Annotated in this window: 13 protein-coding genes, 1 tRNA gene, 1 other RNA gene and 1 pseudogene; 8 read left to right on the forward strand and 8 right to left on the reverse strand. The window is 56.5% G+C overall.

Annotated elements, in window-relative coordinates; genetic code table 11:
• Nucleotides 1–5: 5 nt before the first annotated feature.
• Both dppB and dppA read right to left on the reverse strand, forming a co-directional pair.
• Nucleotides 6–1,025, reverse strand: a complete 1,020-nt coding sequence (gene dppB / locus FHW74_RS11565) for a dipeptide ABC transporter permease DppB (RefSeq protein WP_183170576.1) — start codon at nucleotides 1,023–1,025, stop codon at nucleotides 6–8.
• A 115-nt stretch (nucleotides 1,026–1,140) separates the two neighbouring features.
• Entirely contained in the window at nucleotides 1,141–2,745 is a 1,605-nt protein-coding gene (dppA, locus tag FHW74_RS11570) for a dipeptide ABC transporter periplasmic-binding protein DppA (protein WP_125292720.1), read from the reverse strand.
• 729 nt (nucleotides 2,746–3,474) lie between these two features.
• On the opposite strand from dppA, the gene FHW74_RS11575 reads away from it, so the two are divergent.
• On the forward strand, nucleotides 3,475–4,383 hold the full coding sequence (locus FHW74_RS11575) for a LysR substrate-binding domain-containing protein (protein ID WP_151602795.1): 909 nt from the start codon (nucleotides 3,475–3,477) through the stop codon (nucleotides 4,381–4,383).
• On the opposite strand, the gene FHW74_RS23015 is transcribed toward FHW74_RS11575, so the two are convergent.
• Nucleotides 4,366–5,196, reverse strand: coding sequence for a DUF2877 domain-containing protein (locus tag FHW74_RS23015; RefSeq protein ID WP_183170577.1), 831 nt, complete (start codon nucleotides 5,194–5,196; stop codon nucleotides 4,366–4,368). The two genes, FHW74_RS11575 and FHW74_RS23015, sit on opposite strands and share 18 nt — an antisense overlap.
• Before the next feature lie 239 nt (nucleotides 5,197–5,435).
• On the opposite strand from FHW74_RS23015, the gene FHW74_RS11585 reads away from it, so the two are divergent.
• The 7 genes from FHW74_RS11585 to FHW74_RS11615 all read left to right on the forward strand — a co-directional run bounded on the left by FHW74_RS11585 (nucleotide 5,436) and on the right by FHW74_RS11615 (nucleotide 13,823).
• The gene (locus FHW74_RS11585; protein ID WP_183170578.1) at nucleotides 5,436–6,095 is read left to right on the forward strand and encodes a cysteine hydrolase family protein; all 660 of its coding nucleotides are present in this window, start codon (nucleotides 5,436–5,438) and stop codon (nucleotides 6,093–6,095) included.
• Between the two features lie 69 nt (nucleotides 6,096–6,164).
• Nucleotides 6,165–7,715, forward strand: coding sequence for an acyl-CoA synthetase FdrA (gene fdrA, locus FHW74_RS11590; RefSeq protein ID WP_183170579.1), 1,551 nt, complete (start codon nucleotides 6,165–6,167; stop codon nucleotides 7,713–7,715).
• 3 nt (nucleotides 7,716–7,718) lie between these two features.
• Entirely contained in the window at nucleotides 7,719–9,122 is a 1,404-nt protein-coding gene (locus FHW74_RS11595; protein ID WP_183170580.1) for a DUF1116 domain-containing protein, read from the forward strand.
• Complete coding sequence (locus FHW74_RS11600; protein ID WP_183170581.1) at nucleotides 9,119–10,072, forward strand: carbamate kinase; 954 nt, start codon at nucleotides 9,119–9,121, stop codon at nucleotides 10,070–10,072. Before FHW74_RS11595 ends, FHW74_RS11600 begins: the two co-directional genes overlap by 4 nt.
• A gap of 57 nt (nucleotides 10,073–10,129) precedes the next feature.
• A complete protein-coding gene (locus FHW74_RS11605) occupies nucleotides 10,130–10,525 on the forward strand; it encodes a glutamyl-tRNA amidotransferase (RefSeq protein WP_125292734.1) in 396 nt (131 codons plus the stop codon).
• 17 nt (nucleotides 10,526–10,542) lie between these two features.
• Nucleotides 10,543–12,141: a regulator gene (locus tag FHW74_RS11610; protein ID WP_183170582.1), complete on the forward strand. Its 1,599-nt coding sequence runs from the start codon at nucleotides 10,543–10,545 to the stop codon at nucleotides 12,139–12,141.
• A 119-nt stretch (nucleotides 12,142–12,260) separates the two neighbouring features.
• Nucleotides 12,261–13,823, forward strand: coding sequence for a sensor domain-containing diguanylate cyclase (locus FHW74_RS11615; RefSeq protein ID WP_183170583.1), 1,563 nt, complete (start codon nucleotides 12,261–12,263; stop codon nucleotides 13,821–13,823).
• Here the strand turns inward: FHW74_RS11615 and FHW74_RS11620 are convergent.
• The 5 genes and pseudogenes from FHW74_RS11620 to FHW74_RS11640 all read right to left on the reverse strand — a co-directional run bounded on the left by FHW74_RS11620 (nucleotide 13,804) and on the right by FHW74_RS11640 (nucleotide 19,630).
• Nucleotides 13,804–15,786, reverse strand: a pseudogene (locus tag FHW74_RS11620) (helix-turn-helix domain-containing protein). The gene FHW74_RS11615 and the pseudogene FHW74_RS11620 overlap by 20 nt on opposite strands.
• Before the next feature lie 334 nt (nucleotides 15,787–16,120).
• Nucleotides 16,121–16,253: non-coding RNA, RtT sRNA (locus FHW74_RS11625), on the reverse strand.
• A 35-nt stretch (nucleotides 16,254–16,288) separates the two neighbouring features.
• Nucleotides 16,289–16,365 (reverse strand) — tRNA-Pro (locus FHW74_RS11630).
• An 89-nt stretch (nucleotides 16,366–16,454) separates the two neighbouring features.
• The gene (eptB, locus tag FHW74_RS11635; protein WP_183170584.1) at nucleotides 16,455–18,131 is read right to left on the reverse strand and encodes a kdo(2)-lipid A phosphoethanolamine 7''-transferase; all 1,677 of its coding nucleotides are present in this window, start codon (nucleotides 18,129–18,131) and stop codon (nucleotides 16,455–16,457) included.
• A gap of 299 nt (nucleotides 18,132–18,430) precedes the next feature.
• A complete protein-coding gene (locus FHW74_RS11640; protein WP_183170585.1) occupies nucleotides 18,431–19,630 on the reverse strand; it encodes an MFS transporter in 1,200 nt (399 codons plus the stop codon).
• Between the last annotated feature and the right edge of the window lie 9 nt (nucleotides 19,631–19,639).

Raw genomic sequence — 19,639 nt, forward strand, 5'->3', positions numbered from 1 at the left:
GCCCCTTACTTCTTATGACGAATACGCGGGTTCACCACGCCGTACAGCAAATCGACCAGCAGGTTGACCAGGATAATCATGGTCGCCACCAGCAATACGCCGCCCTGCACCACCGGATAATCACGGCGTTGCAAAGCATCAATCAGCCAGCGCCCCAGGCCCGGCCAGGAGAAGATGGTTTCGGTCAGGATCGCGCCCGCCAACAGCGTGCCGACCTGCAAACCGATCACCGTGACCACCGGCAGCATCGCGTTACGCAGGGCGTGGACGATGATGACGCGCATACGGGTCAGGCCTTTGGCGCGCGCGGTACGGATGTAATCTTCACCCAGCACTTCCAGCATTGAGGAGCGCGTCATACGCACAATCACCGCCAGCGGAATGGTGCCAAGCACGATGGCCGGTAAAATCATATGGGCCAGCGCATCAATAAAGTTGCCCTCTTCGCCCCAAATCGCGGTGTCGATCAGCATAAAGCCGGTCAGCGGATTGGAGTCGTCGAGGAACACCATGTCGCTCACCCGCCCGGAAACCGGCGTCAGGTTGAGCTGCACCGAGACCAGCATAATCAGCATCATGCCCCACCAGAAAATCGGCATGGAGTAGCCGGTCAGCGCCAGGCCAACGGCGGTGTGATCGAAAACAGAGCCACGTTTTACCGCCGCCAGTACCCCAACCGGAATACCCACCGCAACGGCGAAAATCATGGCGCATACCCCCAGTTCCAGGGTGGCCTGGAAACGAGGCACGAATTCTTCCCAAACCGGGAGACGGCTTTTTAACGAAATGCCTAAATCACCGTGCATCACACCCCAGATATAGTTGACGTACTGTTGCCACAGCGGCTTATCAAGACCGAGCGCTGCCAGCATTTCAGCGTGACGTTCCGGGGAGAGCCCGCGTTCGCCAGCCATAATCATGACCGGGTCGCCTGGGATCATATGGACGAATGCGAAGGTGAGTAGGGTGATGCCTATGAAGGTAGGAATAACCAACCCCAGGCGTCGAAGGATGAACTGCAGCATATCCCGAATTCTCAGTAATCTCCCGGCGCGTTGCCGCGTCAGGATTGTATTGCTCACAAATCTTTCACCCTCTCTCCCTGCGGAGAGAGGGAATAAAAGCACTGGCTAACTTTTATTATTCGACAGAGACGTTTTCGAAGTGGTGTTTGCCTAACGGATCAACCACATAGCCTTTAACTTCTTTACGCACAGGCTCGTAAACGGTGGAGTGAGCGATGATCAGCGCCGGAGCCTGGTCGTGCATCACTACCTGAGCCTGTTTGTACAGCTCGATACGCTTGTTGTGGTCTTCCGCAGCACGCGCCGGTTGGATCAGATCTTCAAACGGCTTGTAGCACCAGCGAGAGTAGTTGGAGCCGTCTTTCGCCGCGTCGCAGCTAAACAGGGTAGCGAAGAAGTTATCCGGATCCCCGTTATCGCCGGTCCAGCCCATCATCACCGCCTGATGCTCGCCCGCTTTGGCGCGCTTGAGATACTCGCCCCACTCGTAGGTCACGATCTTGGCCTGAACGCCGATTTTCGCCCAGTCAGCCTGGATCATCTCCGCCATACGGCGCGCGTTCGGGTTGTAAGGACGCTGTACCGGCATCGCCCACAGCTCAACGGTAAAGCCTTCCTGACCAGCTTCTTTCAGCAGCGCTTTGGCTTTCTCAACGTCGTAGGTGTAGTCCTTAACGTCGTCGTTATAGCCCCACATGGTCGGCGGGATCAGGTTTTTAGCCGCAACGCCTGCGCCCTGATAAACCGCTTTGATGATCGCTTCTTTGTTCACCGCGTAAGTCAGCGCCTGACGCACTTTCACGTCGTCAAACGGTTTCTTCTCGGTGTTGAAAGAGAGGTAGCCCACGTTCAGACCGGCCTGCTCCATCAGGTTGATGTTTTTGTCCTGCTTCATGCGCGCGATGTCTGCCGGATTCGGGTACGGCATCACCTGGCATTCGTTTTTCTGCAGTTTGGCGTAACGCACAGACGCGTCCGGGGTAATGGAGAATACCAGGCGGTCGATCTGCGGTTTGGTGCCCCAGTAACCTTCAAACGCTTTGTACAGAATACGGGAGTCTTTCTGGTACTGCTGCAGCTGGAACGGACCGGTGCCGATTGGGTTCAGGTCCACTTTCTCCGGCGTACCGGCTTTCAGCATGTTGTCAGCGTACTCTTTAGAGAGGATCGACGCGAAGTCCATCGCCAGGTCCGCCAGGAACGGCGCTTCCGGACGGGTCAGCACGAACTGAACGGTTTTGTCGTCGACTTTTTTCACTTCAGAAATCAGCGCCGGGAGGCCCATGCCTTCGAAGTATTCATAGCTGCCGCCAGACACTTTATGGTACGGGTTCTGCTCGTTTTTCTGACGATCGAAAGAGAACACTACGTCGTCGGCGTTAAATTCGCGCGTCGGTTTGAATTCTTTGCTGTCCTGCCACTTCACGCCCTGGCGCAGGTGGAAGGTATAGGTTTTACCGTCTTCGCTGATTTCCCATTTCTCAGCCAGACCCGGGATCACTTCAGTGGTGCCGGTTTTGAACTCAACCAGACGGTTGTAGATTGGCACAGAGCTGGCGTCATAGGTGGTGCCAGAGGTGAAAAGCTGCGGGTTGAAGCCTTCCGGGGAACCTTCTGAACAGTAAACCAGGGTTTTCGCTTGTACACTTGCTGCGACAGTCATCGCCACCAGGCTAAGACCAAATTTCAGCATCCCTGACTTCTTCAAGGAAATACTCATTATTCTGCTCCAATGTGATTTGTGTTGTGTTTACTCGCCCTGGTCCGTTTTACGCCTCTGCGGGGACGCGTACGCACCGGGAGAAACTCCGGGTGTGGCTGCGTTACCGTAGCTGTAAACCGAAATACGTTGAGTAATTACCATCAGACCTTTTTTTGTTTTTTACCGGTCTTAACGGAATCTGCCCGAAGGGCAATGTGAGGATGGGGAATCCTTTCATTTGAATGTCTGAGTTGCAGTACAGATCGTCCATAAAGTGCCCCTCACGCCCTACAATCTGTCAACAGAATGTGAAAACGTCAATACAGGTATCCGTTATTTACAACCGGGGTGAGAAACGGCAGACAAAGATTAAAAAAACTTCGCGCCACTATTTCCAGCACGGAAAATTATGCTACCGGCAACCTGGCAGAATAATCGTCCTGGTTATCAGTGCTTACCAGTTATATTCATTGGTGGACGATATTTGAAATTTCTTAGCCAATGGCGAAGATATGAACGCTAAATGCCGAAAAGTTTGCGCCTTTCAGCAAAAAATCCTGATGCTATCCATAAGTAGAGCGAAAAACCCACACCGGCATTCATAATAAAATTCAATGAAAAATGTCACAAAACGGTGATGCCGCGGTAAAAACGTTGCTAATTATCAATAACGAATTAAGTTCCAGTTTCAGCCATTTAATTCTGATAGCCTGACAGGTCTTTATCGCGTTATGAGGAGGAAGGTTTATGCACATTACGGCCCAGGCTCTCCAGGTGGTGATTACCACAGCGCGCTGCGGAAGTTTTGCGGCAGCGGCGGAGGAATTACATAAGGTCCCGACGGCCCTGAGTTATACCGTGCATAAGCTGGAAAGCAGTCTGGGCGTGCGTTTATTTGAGCGCGATGGAAAACAACTGCGCCTGACAGAAGCTGGCCGCTTTTTTATTAAAAAGGGTGAACTGATTCTGGCGGAGCTGGATGAATTAAGTTTTTCCACCCAGCGTATTTCCGCAGGCGTAGAAACGCGCCTGAGCCTGTCGCTAAATAACATCATCAGCATGAAGCCGATTTATGAATTATTGCGCGACAGCGAACGCCATTTTCCCCAAACCGAAATTCATATTTCCATTGATGTGCATGACGGCGTCTGGGACGCGCTGCTGGATAAGCGCGCGGATATCGCCATTGGCGCGCCGAATTTAAAAGCCGGAAACGAAATTCGCTGTGAAGATATCGGCACCGCGGAATGGGTGTTCGCCATTAGCCCTGATCATCCGCTGGCCGCGTACCAGCGTCCATTGCGCGCTGAAGATTTACGCCCGTGGCCGGCGGTCTGTATCCGCGACACCTCGGTGCGGCTGGAGCCGAAAGTCGCCTGGCTGCTGCGCGGGCAAAAAGCGCTGGTCGCCCCGGATTATCACAGCAAAATCGCCATGCATCTGGCGGGGCTGGGGATCGGTTTTCTGCCATATCACATCTGCCAGCCGTGGCTGGATGACGGGCGCTTAGTCTGTATGACCATCGAAGAAGCCAAACAGCCGACGCCGCTCTATCTCGCGTGGTCGTCGGAACATTCGCGCCCCTGTTTTTCCTGGTGGATGGAACAGTTACGCAAACCGGCTATCCAGCAGCAGTTTTTACAACCGCTGGCCTGACAGCGCGCGCAGGGTAAAGAACAGGCCGGTCAACATATCGTGCCCGGACGAATGGCCGTATTCCGCCACGCGCAATAACCGGTGATTCAGCGATATGTTCGTGGGCGTGGTCAGCGCCAGCAGCTGCTCGCCGAACTGCCCGCGACAGCCGTAGTACAACATCGCCCGGCTGATGGTGGTGGTGCGATCCAACAGGGCGGTTATCGCCGCCGCCAGATCGTCAACGCGGCGATGGCGCGTCGCTTTCAGCGCAAACAGCATACCCAGCAAAAAATCATCCCCGGACGGCGTCAGGCCCGCGCCCGCGCCGATCAGCGTTTTTAGCGCGTTGCCCGGCGTTTGCGCATCATCATCCAGCCAGGCCGCCAACTGCCGCACCGCCTGCATCATCCGTTCATTGCTGCTGTGCAGAATATTCCAGATGCCGTACTCCGGCGCGATGACGGGCAAAAATACCCGCAGTTGCGCCAGTAAGTTTTCCGGGAAAACCGCATCGTGCGGCACGCGGGTAGACAGGCAGGGAACGTCCGCCAGCGTTAAACGGCAGCCCGCAGTCGCAAACGAGCCGTCAGCCTGCTGCCTCAGCGTCTCGCCAGCCGAAAACCGCGGGCGCAAATCCGCGCACGCCATCCGCACCGCGCCAGGGGCCAGCGGGGTGTCCTGGGTTAACAGCGTCAATAAATGATTGTCCGGCGTAGTGAGATTACAGGCGTGATGAAACACCGAGTGCACCACCAGCGCCCCGCCGTTCAACTGCTGCGGTACGCTGTCGCACATCACAATAGCCGTTAAATCGTTCAGTTTTCCGTTCACGTTTCCCCGCCTTTTTCTATCGCGATCACAAATTCGCGCTTTGCTTTTTCCACGTTTACCGTAATGGTCTATGGGCGATGTTTTCGCCAGGCCAGAGGCCGCAAGGCCTGAGCCATTGTGCCTGCATTAAAACCTCGCTGCCCTCAGTTTTTTTGAGGGTTAGCCAGAAATCCTTTTTGGGCGCGCGCCATGGCGCTTTCCTACACTGACCAAAGAACATACACCAGCAAGGAGCAGGTATGAAAACCCTTGATGCACAACCTTTTGCGTATTCGTTCGACCCGGCGACCACCGCGCTTATCGTCATCGATATGCAACGTGATTTCGTCGAGCCCCACGGCTTCGGTGAAGCGCTGGGCAATGACGTTTCCCTGCTGCGCCGGGCGATTGATCCCTGTCGCCGCCTGCTGGACGCGGCGCGCCGCGCCGGGCTCTTTGTGGTCCATACCCGCGAAGGGCATCGCCCGGACCTCAGTAACTGCCCGGCAGCCAAACTGACGCGCGGCGGCAAAACCTTTATCGGCCAGCAGGGCAGCATGGGGCGCATTTTAATCCAGGGCGAACCCGGCCACGACATTATTCCTGAACTCTACCCACAGGCTGGCGAGCCGATTATTGATAAGCCCGGCAAAGGGGCATTCTTCGCCACCGATCTTCACCTCATTCTTCAGGCCCGGGGCATTAGGTCGCTGATTATTTGCGGCGTCACCACCGAAGTCTGTGTGCAAACCACCGCCAGGGAAGCCAATGACCGGGGCTATGAAGTGCTTATCCCCGAGGATTGCTGCGCGTCATATTTCCCGGAATTTCACCGGGCCGCCCTTGAGATGATCAAAGCCCAGGGCGCGATTGTTGGCTGGGTGAGCGACGCCGACGCCGTTATCGACGCCCTGCGTTAATCCCCACAGAGGACATTTTTCTGCGCCGCTTGCTGCGGTGCAGGCCCCCTATTATCTCAGGAACTGATAATGAAACTGCATTGCAAGAGTTACCCTAACCTGTACAAAGACTCGGTTTCTTTGATGCAGGTCTCCGCCAGACTCAACGCCTTTGAAGGCGTCAGCCAGGCATCGGTGGCGATGGCGACCGACGCCAACATTGAGCGGATGCGCGACGCCGGGATGAACGTTGAGATGGACGCGCGCCCGAACGACTTGCTGATCGCCCTGATGGCAGACGACGAAACCGGCGCAGCGGCGCTGGAGATGGCCGATGCGCTGTTGCGCCCGGATAACAGCCGCGACGGCCAGCAGAGCCTTGAACAGCGCGAGCCCACCAGCATCAGCATGGGTGTGGAAGATCAGCCGGACGCCACGCTGGCGCTGATTTCCGTACCGGGCCGCTATGCAGGCGGCGAAGCGATGAAAGCCTTGCAAAACGGCCTGAACGTGATGCTGTTCAGCGACAACGTGCCGGAAGACGAAGAGCGCGCCATTAAAGAATACGCTGCCGAACAGGGCCTGCTGGTGATGGGGCCGGACTGCGGCACCGCTATTGTTAACCACCTACCTCTCGGCTTCGCCAACGTGATCCGCCCCGGCGCTATCGGCCTGGTGGCCGCCTCAGGCACCGGGCTTCAGGAAGTGAGCTGCGCCATTCACCATCTCGGCGAAGGCGTCTCCCAGGCGCTGGGCACCGGCGGGCGCGATCTGCATGAGGAGATCGGCGGCCTGAGCATGATCCAGGCGATCCGCCTGTTAGCCGACGATCCCGACACCCGGCTGATCACGCTGATCTCTAAGCCCCCCGCACCTGCGGTTGCCGGGACGGTGCTGCGTCTCGCCGCAGGCTGCGGTAAGCCGGTGGTGGTGCATTTCCTCGGCGCGGACAGCCAGCAGATCACCCCCTATGGCGTAACGGCAGCCAATAGCCTGCAACACGCCGCCGAGGTTTCCGTGGCGGTACTGCGCGGCCAGACGCCGCCCGCGCCGCAAGATCTCCCCGCCGAACTGAGCGATAAATTGCGCGCCGAGGCCGGGAAAATGGCCGACGGGCAGCGCGATATTCGCGGCGTGTTTGCGGGCGGCACCTTCTGTTACGAAGCCCAACTGGCGCTGATTGCCAGCGGTTTGACCTGTGAATCCAACTCGCCGGTGCGTGGCGCAACGCCGCTACACGATAGCCATCGCGGCCAGGGCCACAGTTTTGTCGACATGGGCGACGATGAATTCACCCAGGGCCGCCCGCACCCGATGATCGACCCGACCCTGCGCGATGAGCGCTTAAAACGCGAGGCCGCCAGCCCGGAAACTGCCGTGCTGCTGTTTGACGTGGTGCTCGGCTACGGTGCCAGCGCCGATCCCTGTGCCGGGCTGCTGCCACTGCTACGCGAGGCGCAGCAGAACGCCCAACAGCAGGGCCGCCATCTGCTGATTATCGCGCACGTTTGCGGCACCGAACGCGACCCGCAGTCGCGCCAGCAGCAGATCGCCGCCCTGACCGACGCAGGCGTGCTGGTCGCAGACAGCAATGTACAGGCCGCACAGATGGCGGCGTTTGTCGCTCAATTACGGAAATAGATTATGACTACGCTTTTTCAAAAACCGCTCAACGTGATCAGCATGGGGCTGAGCAGTTTTGCCGATAATTTACGCGAAGCGGGCGGCGACGTGTTGCACCTGAACTGGAAACCGGTCGCCGACGGCGACGCACAGGCCAACTGGCAACTCGCCACGCTGCTTAACGATCCGCGCGTCAACGCCGCTAACGAACAGGCCATTGCCCGCTATCTGGAAGCGCAGCCGGAACTGGTGGGTATCAGCACCGCCGGCGCGGCGATCCCGGCGCTCAACGGGCAGAAACGCATCCTCCACGCCGGCCCGCCAATCGCCTGGCAGGCAATGTGCGGCCCGGTGCAGGGCGCCATCGCCGGTGCGATTGTTTATGAAGGCTGGGCCAGCGATGTCGACCAGGCGATGGCGATGGCGGCGCGCGGCGATATCGCCCTGGAGCCGTGCCATCACTACGGTGCAGTCGGCCCGATGGCGGGGATTATCAGCCCGTCGATGCCGGTATGGGTGGTGGAAAACCGCACCCACGGCAACCGCACCTTCTGTAACTTCAACGAAGGGCTGGGCAAAGTTTTACGCTTCGGCGCTAACGGCGAGGAAGTACTCACCCGCCTGCGCTGGATGGGCGATGTGTTAGCCCCGGCGCTCGCCAAAGCGCTGGAAAGCACCGGCAGCATTGAGCTGAAGCCGATGATCGCCCAGGCGCTGCATATGGGCGACGAGTGCCATAACCGCAACGCCGCCGCCAGCGGACTGTTCTTCAAACGCGTGGCCCCGGCGCTGGCGCGGATTGAGAACGGCCCGGAGGCGCTGGCGTTTATTGCCGCTAATGACCACTTCTTCCTGAACCTGTCGATGGCGGCCTGTAAAGCCATGCTTGATGCCGCCCGCGATGTACCGTTCAGTTCGATGGTGACGGTGATGGCGCGCAACGGCGTTAATTTCGGCATTCAACTTTCCGGCACCGGCAACCGCTGGTTCCAGGCCCCGGCCAACCCGGTCGATGGCCTGTTTTTCCCGGGCTTTAGCGTGGAAGACGCGGCGGCGGATCTCGGTGATTCGGCCATCACGGAAACCGCAGGCATTGGCGGCTTCGCCATGGCGGCCTCCCCGGCGATTGTTAAATTCGTCGGCGGCACGCCGGTGGACGCCACCCGTCACAGCATGACCATGCAGGAAATCACCCTGACGCAAAACCCGGCCTTTACCCTGCCCGCGCTGAACTTCGCCGGCTCCGGTAGCGGCATCGACGCGCGTCGGGTGATCGACCGCAATATCCTGCCCGTCATTAATACCGGGATTGCCCATAAACGTGCAGGCGTGGGCCAGATCGGTGCAGGCATCACCACCGCGCCGCTGCCGTGCTTTATCGAGGCCCTCGCCGCGCTGGCGGAAACCCTGGAGGGGAAACCATGAGCCAGAAAAAAATCGCCGTTGTGGCGGTGGGCGGCAACGCGCTGATCCGCAGCCGCGACGCCGTCTCGCTGGACGCACAGTACCAGGCGGTCAAAGAGACCGCTCATCACGTCGTGGCGCTGATCGAAGCGGGCTGGCGCGTGGTGCTGACTCACGGCAACGGTCCCCAGGTGGGGTTCATTCTGCGGCGCAGTGAAATCGCCCGGGACGACGTGCCGGTGGTGCCGCTGGAGTACGCGGTGGGCGACACCCAGGGCGCGATTGGCTTTATGTTCCAGAACGCGCTGTACAACGAACTGCAACGGCGCGGCATCGGCGACACGCCGGTCAGCGCGCTGGTCACCCAGACGCTGATTGACCCCCATGATCCGGCGTTTACCGCGCCGGATAAACCCATCGGCGCGCATATGGATCGCGACGTGGCGGAAAAACTGGCCGCCAGCCAGGGCTGGACAATCGCCGAAGACGCCGGACGCGGCTGGCGGCGCGTGGTGGCCTCGCCGAAGCCGCTGCAAATCATCGAAAGCCCGGTGATCCGTCGCCTGCTGGAGGACAACGTGCTGGTTGTCGCCTGCGGCGGCGGCGGCATTCCGGTTTACCGCAACGAAGACGGCACGCTCAGCGCCGCACAGGCGGTAATCGATAAAGACCGCGCCTCCGCACTGCTGGCACAGGAATTGAATGCCGACATGCTGCTCATTCCAACCGGGGTGGAGCAGGTGGCGATCAATTTCGGCACGCCGGCGCAGCGCTGGCTCGACACGCTGACCTGCGAACAGGCGCAGGCGCTGCTGGATTCCGGTGAATTCGGCGCGGGCAGCATGGCCCCGAAAGTCGAAGCGATTGTCACCTGGCTACGCCACGCGCCGGGGAAAACCGGCATTATCACCAGCCCGGAAGCCATGGGCGATGCCGTCGCTGGCCGCAAAGGCACGCGCATTACCGATTGATTTAGCGACATTTTTCCAACACCAGGGAACTCATTTCTACACACTTAAGGAACAGTAATGATGAACGGCAACATTCTTCTGGCGGTAAACGGCACGCTAATGCGGGGGTTAAAGCTCAACCCCAACATGCTGGCGGTCGGCGCCGAATTCGTCAGCGACGCTAACACCGCGCCGTGTTACCGCTGCTGGACTATCAATGACGACCATCCCGGCATGCTGCGCACGCCGGGCGAAGGCGCACGCATCGCGCTGGAGCTGTGGGCCGTGCCGCCTGCCGGGCTGGGTCAAATCCTGCAAAACGAACCTGCCGGATTGTGCATCGGCAAAGTGGCGCTGGACGACGGGCGCGAGGTGCTGGGGGTGTTAGCGGAGCCCTGGCTGGTTGAAGGTCAAAAGGAAATTACCGAACTGGGAGGCTGGCGCGCGTACACCGGCCAGCTCCTGGACGAATAACAGATAAGGAGAGCATCATGGGTTCTCAGTCTTCTGCTTTTCGCCCCAAACTCTGGGTGCCGGGCGATCTCAACGCCTTTTTCGGGTTATTCACTAACGTGCTGTTAAACGTGCTGGTCCTGAGCGGACTGGCGCTGTACGTGGCGCAAATCCCCGCGGAGACGGTGTTTGGCCGTATTCTGCCCGCGCTGGGGATCGCGCTGCCCCTCGGCAACCTGTTTTACGCCTGGCTCGCCTGGAAACTGGCGAAGCGCGAAGGGCGCAGCGATGTCACCGCCCTGCCTTATGGCCCCAGTGTGCCGCATATGTTTATCGTGGTGTTCGTGGTGATGCTGCCGACGCTGTTGATCCACAAAGACTGGATGCTGGCCTGGAAGCTCGGGCTCATCTGGGCGATGATCGTCGGCGTGATTGTGCTGGCCGGGGTGATTGTTGGGCCAACCATTCGTAAATACACGCCGCGCGCCGCCATGTTGGGCACGCTGGCCGGCATCGCCATTGCGTTTATCGCCATGCGTCCGGCGTACCAGATGTTTGATACCGCGTGGATCGGCGTGGTCTGTTTCGCCATCATTCTGCTGAACTGGGTCGGTAACGTCCGTCTGCCGTTCGGCCTGCCGGGCGGTCTGGCGGTGGTGCTGGTGGGCTGCGTGCTGGGCTGGGGCGCGACCCTGCTGGGCTTTAGCGACCTTATGAACCCGGCGGCGGTGGGCGAAGCGGCACAGCGTTTCTCGTTGCATCTGCCGTCGATATCCGGGGATGTGTTCTCGGTGCCGATGGAGTTGGTATGGCCATTGCTGGTCACCGCCATCCCGTTGGGTATTTTCAATTTCACCGAAATTCTCAATAACGTCGAATCCGCGGCCGTGGGCGGCGACAGCTACAATTTGCGCGCGGTACTGGCTGCAGACGGCGTGGGGGCGATTGTCGGCGCACTGCTGGGTTCGCCGTTCCCGCCAGCGGTGTATATCGGCCATCCGGGCTGGAAAGCCATGGGCGGGCGCATCGGTTACTCCCTCGGCACCGGTATCTGCATGGCGCTGGTGTGCTTCCTCGGCTTAACCGCCCTGCTGCTGTCGATTATTCCGCTGGTCGCTATCGTGCCGATCCTGCTGTTTATCGGGCTGGTAATTGGCGCGCAGGCGTTCCAGGTGTCGCCAAAACGCCATGCTCCGGCGATTGTGCTGGCGCTGGTGCCGAACATCGCTGAATGGGCGAAAACCCAGGTAGATGGCGCACTGTCTGCGGCGGGCGCGAATCCCGTACAGCTACCGGCAGAGATCGCCGCCAGTATGGCCAATAACGGCGTGCTGTATCATGGCATGGCGACCACCGGCGGCGGTGCAGTGCTGGCGGGTCTGATGCTGGGCGCGATCGCGGCATTTATTATCGACCGGCGTTTTAACTGGGCGGCAATCTATTCCGCAGCCGCTACCCTTCTCTCGTTCTTTGGCTTTATTCACGGGCACCAGATGGCGTTTAACGCCTCGCCGACGGTAACCTTTGGCTATGGCGTCGCCACGCTGATCTTTATCGTGATGGCCCTGCAACAAAGCAAAGCCGATGGTAAAACCGACTGGTCGCCGATTGATAACGGCGACGAGCCGATGCATTGATTAACATGTGATAACCTAAAAGCCCAACCTTCGCGTTGGGCTTTTTATCATTTAACTCCGCAAAAATGCTTAAGTATAGGTAAGCTGTAGAAGGAGACTTTTTCAACGGGAGCTGTGATTTGTCTTTTCGCCAGAACATTAGCAGAACGCTTGCGCTTGATACTTCTCTTGGCAGGACCCTGACGGTTTTTATCGCTTGTTTGCTGATCGGCACGCTCGCCGCCAATATTCTTTCGTTATACCTCTCCTGGGAACGAACCATACAAGAGGCGGAAAGCGAGGCGATTAACCTGTCGATTTCCCAGGCCCGGCAGGCCGAAGATACCTTTTTGCAAACCGATCTGGCGCTCCAGCAGATCCGGCGCGCCGTGGGGAATGACGCGCCGGACGCGCGCTATAACTATCTGCTTTCCGACCTGAAAGACCGCCTGCCGCAACTGCATGGCCTGTTCGTGTTTGACGCCCAGGGTAACTGGAAAAGCACCTCGTTTAACTATGCCCAGCCGGATGTGAATAACTCAGACCGCGAGTATTTCATGTATCACAAACAGAACCGGCAGACGGGCACGCATATTGGTCACGTGATCCGCAGCCGCACTACCGGCGACTGGATCATCCCCGTTTCCATGCGCATTAACGATCCGGATGGGGCTTTTGCCGGGGTGATCCTGGCGACCATCAAGCTGGATTACTTTAAAAAGTTTTATGCTTATTTCGAAATGGGCAACAAGGACCTGCTGGCGTTGCTGCTGCTGGACGGCACCGCGTTGTATGTCCGCCCGTTTACTGAAACGGTAATCAACCGGAACCTGTCTTACAGCCCGCTCTTTAAACGGGAACTGGTGCGTGTAGACCAGGGAAGCGCCACCTGGCTGTCGGCGCTGGATGGAATTGTGCGCGTGTACGGCTTTGCCCGTATCGAAAACTATCCGCTGGTGGTGGTCGCCGGCTTCGATCGCTCTGCGCTGCGCCGCCACTGGATAGAATCGAATCTCACCGACTGGCTCATTAACGTGCTACTGCTTGCCGGGCTGCTGGTAATGGGGCGCGTGGTGTTCAGGCAGGTACGGATCAACAGCGACGACCAGCTTGAGATGTCACACCTGCGAGACGACCTGGTGAAGATAAACCAGACGCTCCAGACCATGGCCATGGTGGATGGCCTTACCGGCCTGGCCAACCGTCGGAAATTTGATATCGCGCTGCAACAAGCGTTGGCGGATTCAGCAATGACCGGGAAACCCGTTTCGCTGATCCTGCTCGATATTGACTATTTTAAACGTTACAACGACGCCTGCGGCCACGTGGCTGGCGACGCCTGCCTGCGTATTGCCGGAAATGTACTGGAAAGGGCGGCGCTGCGTACTGATGATCTGGTGGCCCGCTACGGCGGCGAGGAGTTTGCCATTATTCTGCCAAACACGGCAGTTGAAGACGCGCTTAAAGTGGCCTGGCGGGCGGTGCGTAGGGTGAGCGATAAAAAAATACCCCATCCGGCGACCGATAATGAGGAGCCCATCGTGACCATCAGCGCAGGCTGCTATTCGGTTATCGGCAGCGGTTCAGAACAGGATGTGGCGGCGCTGATCCAGGGTGCGGACCGCGCGTTGTATCAGTCGAAGGAACAGGGGCGGAATCGGGCGACGAGTGCGTCGGGTGCTGTCAATCAGGAAACGAAATAAGCGTATATCCTTGCCTGGGCGAGTTAGGTTTGTTGGGAAATGCCAGTTTCAGTTGCTTCGAATCCACCATAGGCTTCAGGTAATTCTGACGGATACTCTGCGCCTTGCGCCCCAGTAATATTTCCATAACTGCGACAGACAAGTAGTGTCCATCGCACAATCTAATAAGAAGCTGTTCCATCACAGCAGTATCCAACCGCCGTTGTTGACGCGCGGGAGCCGTCAACGCTTCAAGGATCTCTTTGAATTACTCGCTTAATTCGTCAAGATCATCAATGAAAGGCTTATCTAACAGATGGCTAATAAACCGCCCATGTTCATCCCTTCTCTGATGGCTATCTACTCTTCTATCGGTAGCGTTATGCGTTAAGTTAATGGCGCTATGCGTTAAGTCTTGTGCGTTATGCGTTAAGTCAGAGGCAGAGCTTAACGCATTAGCAAACACCTCTTCTGGAGAGGGCAACGCCATACCCGGCAGACTGTATGATTTATCTCGTTTTTCGCCACTGGCGATAAGAAAACCTTTATCCACTAACTTTGGAAACGCCAGGGTTACATCACGAGAATGCCGGGTCGTTAACTGGCAGACTCTCTCATGATTCACCCAACCTTCTGTCGCCGTCGTAATCACGATCATTCGTTCCAGTTCATCAAGCTGATAAAACCGCTCGCCAAACAATGTATTGAGGCGGTCTGTCACTTCTTGTGATACCAGGCTTATCATGGACAGTTCAAGCAGCGTTTGTTCTGAAGGCTCCGTTTTTTCATATAACTTTGGTGTGCGCCAGTTTGCCCATTTCCAGCCACTCATAATTTTGGGAACACCAGAACCTGCACGCTCGCCCGCACCGATCATTAAAAACATTTGATGCATTCGACGATTACGACAATCACTTTCCCCGCCTTTAACGGCAATGTCCGGGGGAATTCGCATCAATCCAGGGTTACGAAAGCCGAAAAGATCCGGGCGCCTGACCACTAAAATAGAGCTTCGACCGGTATAATCAGCATGAACCAGTGTGTTTACAAGCGCTTCGCGGATAGCCTCATGAACTTTTGTTTCATCCAGACGAATGCCGTCCTGTAATTCAAAAGGTACCTTCAGATCGGTGATGAGTTTTCGATATGTCCGACGATAAAAATCGAAGACATTGCCTGACCATGATCCATCAGGATAGATACGATCGATCCAGCGAGAATCAGGTTGCACATCATCCCGTTCACGATAATCGACGAAATAATTTGGCACAGCATCCTGAATGGCGTTCCAGGAACCAAACATCAAAATACCGGCAAGAGTGACCCCTTCCTCTCCGCTCTGACGATTCTTTCGCCAACCACCTATATTCCAGAATAAATCGATCAGCTCCAGTTCCAGCCACGGATGCTGAGGCTTAGCAATAGCAAAGAGATTCCGGTATGCACGTAAACTATTCTGATCGATATCACTGAAGTCAAACCCGACAAGGATTTTATCATCGCGACTATCCTCAACCTGCTCGGCCAACATTCTTTTGATTTGCTCTTCCGAACAATGGCAGTCCCCTTCATGGCGTCGGATATATGTCTCCGTCATGGGCTGATTGTTAAGATAGACCGGCTTTTGCTCGCGCCTTGCGGCAGGGATCTCAATAACAATAATCGATTTATTATCAATACTTATTATCTGAACCGAATGCTCGGTTAATAAGTTGACGTTAACCTTCTTTTTGTTATTTACAATATCAAACAACTGCTTAGTAACAGTGGCAATATCGCTGATCCCTTCAATGATAAAGATTCCTTTCTTTTCTCTGACGCCCAAAACAACATAACCTCCACGGGTATTCGCCATTGCACTGTATGTACGCCAAAAATCCTCCGGGAGCTTACCTTTTCCCTCTGCTCCCTGCGCCAACTTAAATTCAAGCTCAACCGATTCAGAAAGTGTTTGTAAATCCACCAGGTCATTGACAGGAAACATAATTAATCTGGCACCTGTTTAATTTAACCATCCAGAAAGAGATAAGGATAACCAGGGCGAATATCTGACTGTATAAACAAGATAAAAAGCCCGGGGTGCATCCGGAAATTTCAGCCTACGTCCAGAACTCATACCACCCAAGCCTACACAGGGGGAATAAAAATTTTATTTATCAGTAAATTATGAGAAAAAAACTTAGCTATATGGTTGGGATTATTGCATTAGGAAGGTGATAAAGAATGAATATTGCTTCGCTTGACTTGCCCCCGGAGGTTCAAATCCTCGGAAGCTCAGATGCAAAAAACCCGCAGTTTTCACTGCGGGTTTTCAAATTTGGTCGGTGATAGAGGATGACTCGCCGCTGTGCGGCTCGCCCTGCGGGCCGTTGCTGCGCAACGTTGTCTCGCTGCGCTCGACTCGAACCTCCTGCCCCCGGAGGTTCAAATCCTCATTGACCCCGGAAAGCAAAAAACCCAACCTTGCGGTTGGGTTTTTCAAAATTTGGTCGGTGATAGAGGATTCGAACCTCCGACCCCTTCGTCCCGAACGAAGTGCGCTACCAGGCTGCGCCAATCACCGAATTGCGGGGCGCATCTTACTGCCGCGCACCCCAACCGTCAATCCCTTAATCAAAAAAAGCCATCCGATCGGCTGAAAAGCCAGCAACCTTACTTCCCTTCCGGGACGTGACACCAGTTGTTGTTCTCATTGATGCCGCCGTTCGGCGAGGTGTAGCCCAGGCAGCCCATGATGGTATCGTACAGCTCCACGTGGCGGCGCGGCACTTTCATCTCCGCTTGCTGCTTGAGGTGCTGGAACGAACGCTGGTGATCCGGGCTCTCCAGATATTTGTCCGACATCCATACCATCATCGGCACGCGGAACTGCTCCGGCGGTGCGATGTTGCGTGGCGTACCGTGCAGATGCTCTTTCTCGTTGATGGATTCGCCGTGATCCGCCGCGTAAAACACAATCGCTTTCTTATCACGCAACTGGTCGATCACTTTATCGATAAAGCTGTCGACGTAAAGCACGGTGTTGTCGTATGCGTTAATCAACTGCTGTTTGCTGCAATCTTTATCGATGCCCATGCATTCAGGCTGGAACGTCGCGTAATCGCGGGTATAACGCTGGAAATAGTTATAATGCGACCCCTTGGTATGCAGAATAATCATGTGTTTGCCGTTCGGGTGCCCGGCAAGGGAGTTCTGCATCTCGTTAACCAGCAGCATGTCGTCCACCTGCTTGCCACGGTTGCGCGGCTCCGCGCCAATCTGCTCGCGGTAGGCAATGTTATCCGCCATGGTGTTGCTGTAGAACCACAGTTCGCTTTGCATCGCCAGCACGTCGGCGCTAAAGCCTAACTGCTTCAGTACCGCAAACACGTTTTGCTCTTTCAGGGTACGCTGCGGGTTATCTTCCGCGCCGCCCTCGCGCACAAACATACAGCGCAGCGAGAGCTTGGTCGCGGTGTCGCAGGAGTAACCCCGGAAGGCGACCAGATTCTTCTCTTTGGCGAGTTTCGGCGTGGTATCGCGTTGGTAACCCAGCATGCCCATGTGATCCCAGCGAGTGGTTTCACCGATGATAAACACCATGTAAGTGTCATCAATATCCGCAGGGGCCTGATAGCTGTACTTTTTCGCCGGGTTAATCAGCGATTTGTTGTCATTGGACTCATCCACTTGCGCCCAGGCATACAGCCCCAGCGCCGACAGCCAGTTAGACGGCAGATAAGAGTTCGCCACTACGCCGCCGTAGCTCGGCATATCGACACCTGAGCTGCGTTCAACATTCTTTTGTTGCATATCCAGCAGACGAATCGGCGCCCACACCAGCAGGCCTGCCATAATCACTACGCCCGCGCTGCGCAGCCGGACGCCACGGGTGGTGAGTTGCTTCCATAACGTGTCATCGCAGCGGTTGAACCAGATCAGCCACAGCGGGACCGCGCTCACCAGCGCCATCCAGACGAAGAAGCCCCAGCCGACCACCTCTTTGGATAAATCAATATCCGTGGTCATCACCGAGGCGATAATCCCGTAGCCAATCACCACATTCAGGAAGGTCATGTAGTAGCTGGCGCCGGACGAGAATAAAACAATCAACGTGGTAAGGACTTTCCACGCGCGCCGTCCCAACAGCGACAGGATGCGCAACAGGAAAAAGGTGACTAATACCGTGCCGACCAGCTCCACGACGGCTGAAATTCCTTTTATGGCGGTAAAGTTTTGAGCGTATCCGTCAAAGCGACGGATAAAAACCGCGCAGTTTAAAAACAGGCCGATGTAGACCGCGATCAGAAAACTCAGCTTCTGATGCGACATCGAATTCAGGTATTTCATGTAAAGCCCCTGGGACAGGTACAAAATTCTCTGACCCGTTACCGGGCGTCGAGTTCTAATAACCAACAATGCACCAGCAAAACGGGAAGATTCCTGGTGAGAGCGCGGCTAGTAGACCATAACGCTACGTAAAAGTTGTGCGGAGTTAGCATTCAGGCGATGAATTTACAAATTAATGCTACTGAATTCTCATCTCCAGACTGTTTTTTTCTTAAAAATCGTCTACCTGGGAAGGGTGAAGCGAGAACATAAAAAAAGCCGCGCTTAAGCTTCAGCGCGGCTTTTAGCAGACCAATAAATCAGGCGTGGGCGTGTTTGAGCACCTGACGCTGCGGCTGGCGGATAGTGGTGGAAAGCGCCAGCGAAACAATCAGCAGCGCGAAGATCACGCAGAACGTGACGTAGAAGCCGCCGAACAGCGAGGCGATGGCGGAACCGCAAATGCTGCCGATGCCGAAGCCCAGGTAAATCACGCCGTAATTTTTCGCCAGGTTGTTCAGGCCGAAGAACTCGCTGACCAGCGATGGATAAACGGTAATGGTGCCGCCGAAATTAAAGGCCACACAGGCGATCGCGGCGAAGAAGGTCATTTCATTGAGCGGCGCGAACAGCAGCGCGGCCATGCCCACCAGGGAGATCATCTGGCCGAGGGTGATAACGCGGATACGCGACATTTTATCGGACAGGATGCCCAGCACCAGACGGCCACTGAGGTTAGCGATAGAAATCACCGTCACGGCATTCGCGGCGGAAGCCACATCCAGGTTCACCAGGTTTTGGGCGATATCTTTCGCCACGCCAATCACGTACAGGCCGCTCATACAGGCGGTGAGGAACATGGTCGCCAGCATCCAGTACTGCGGTTTACGCATGGATTCCGCGAGGGTGAAGTCGTTGCTGGTCACGCCGTTCACCGACTGAACCGGCTGGTTCGGCGCATCGGTCATCAGCATCGCGCCGCATACCACCATCACCAGGGCAATCGCGCCCCAAATCATAAAGGTGTGCTCCAGGCCGACGCTGGCCAACAGGTGGCTGTCGATAAATTTAAAACCGAGGCTGCCAAGACCGTAAGCGCCGATAGAGAGCGCGGAGATCAGCCCTTTGCGCTCCGGGAACCACTTCACGCAGTTTGAGAGCGTCAGCAAATAGCCTGCGCCATCCGCCAACCCCACCAGCACCCCGGCGCTCAGCCACAGCATCATCAGGTTACTGGAGTGGGCGGTGAGGAAGAAACCCAGGCCGAGCAGCAGGCCGGAAGCGATGGTCACGCGGCGCACGCCAAAACGCTCCTGTAATTTCCCGGCGACGGAAGACGAGATCGCCAGGCCAAGGCTCAACAGCCCGAAGGAAAACGCCACCTGGCTGATGGGCACATCCAGCTTTTCGGAAAGCGCGCTGTTAAACAGACTCCAGGTATAGACAGAACCCAGCGCAAACTGAGTCACGATAGTGCCGAAGAGGGTAAGCCAACGGGTACGATTTTGTAGGGCGTTCATGGCAGTCAT

The sequence above is a fragment of the Atlantibacter sp. RC6 genome, from assembly GCF_014193285.1.
Classification (GTDB): Bacteria; Pseudomonadota; Gammaproteobacteria; order Enterobacterales; family Enterobacteriaceae; genus Atlantibacter.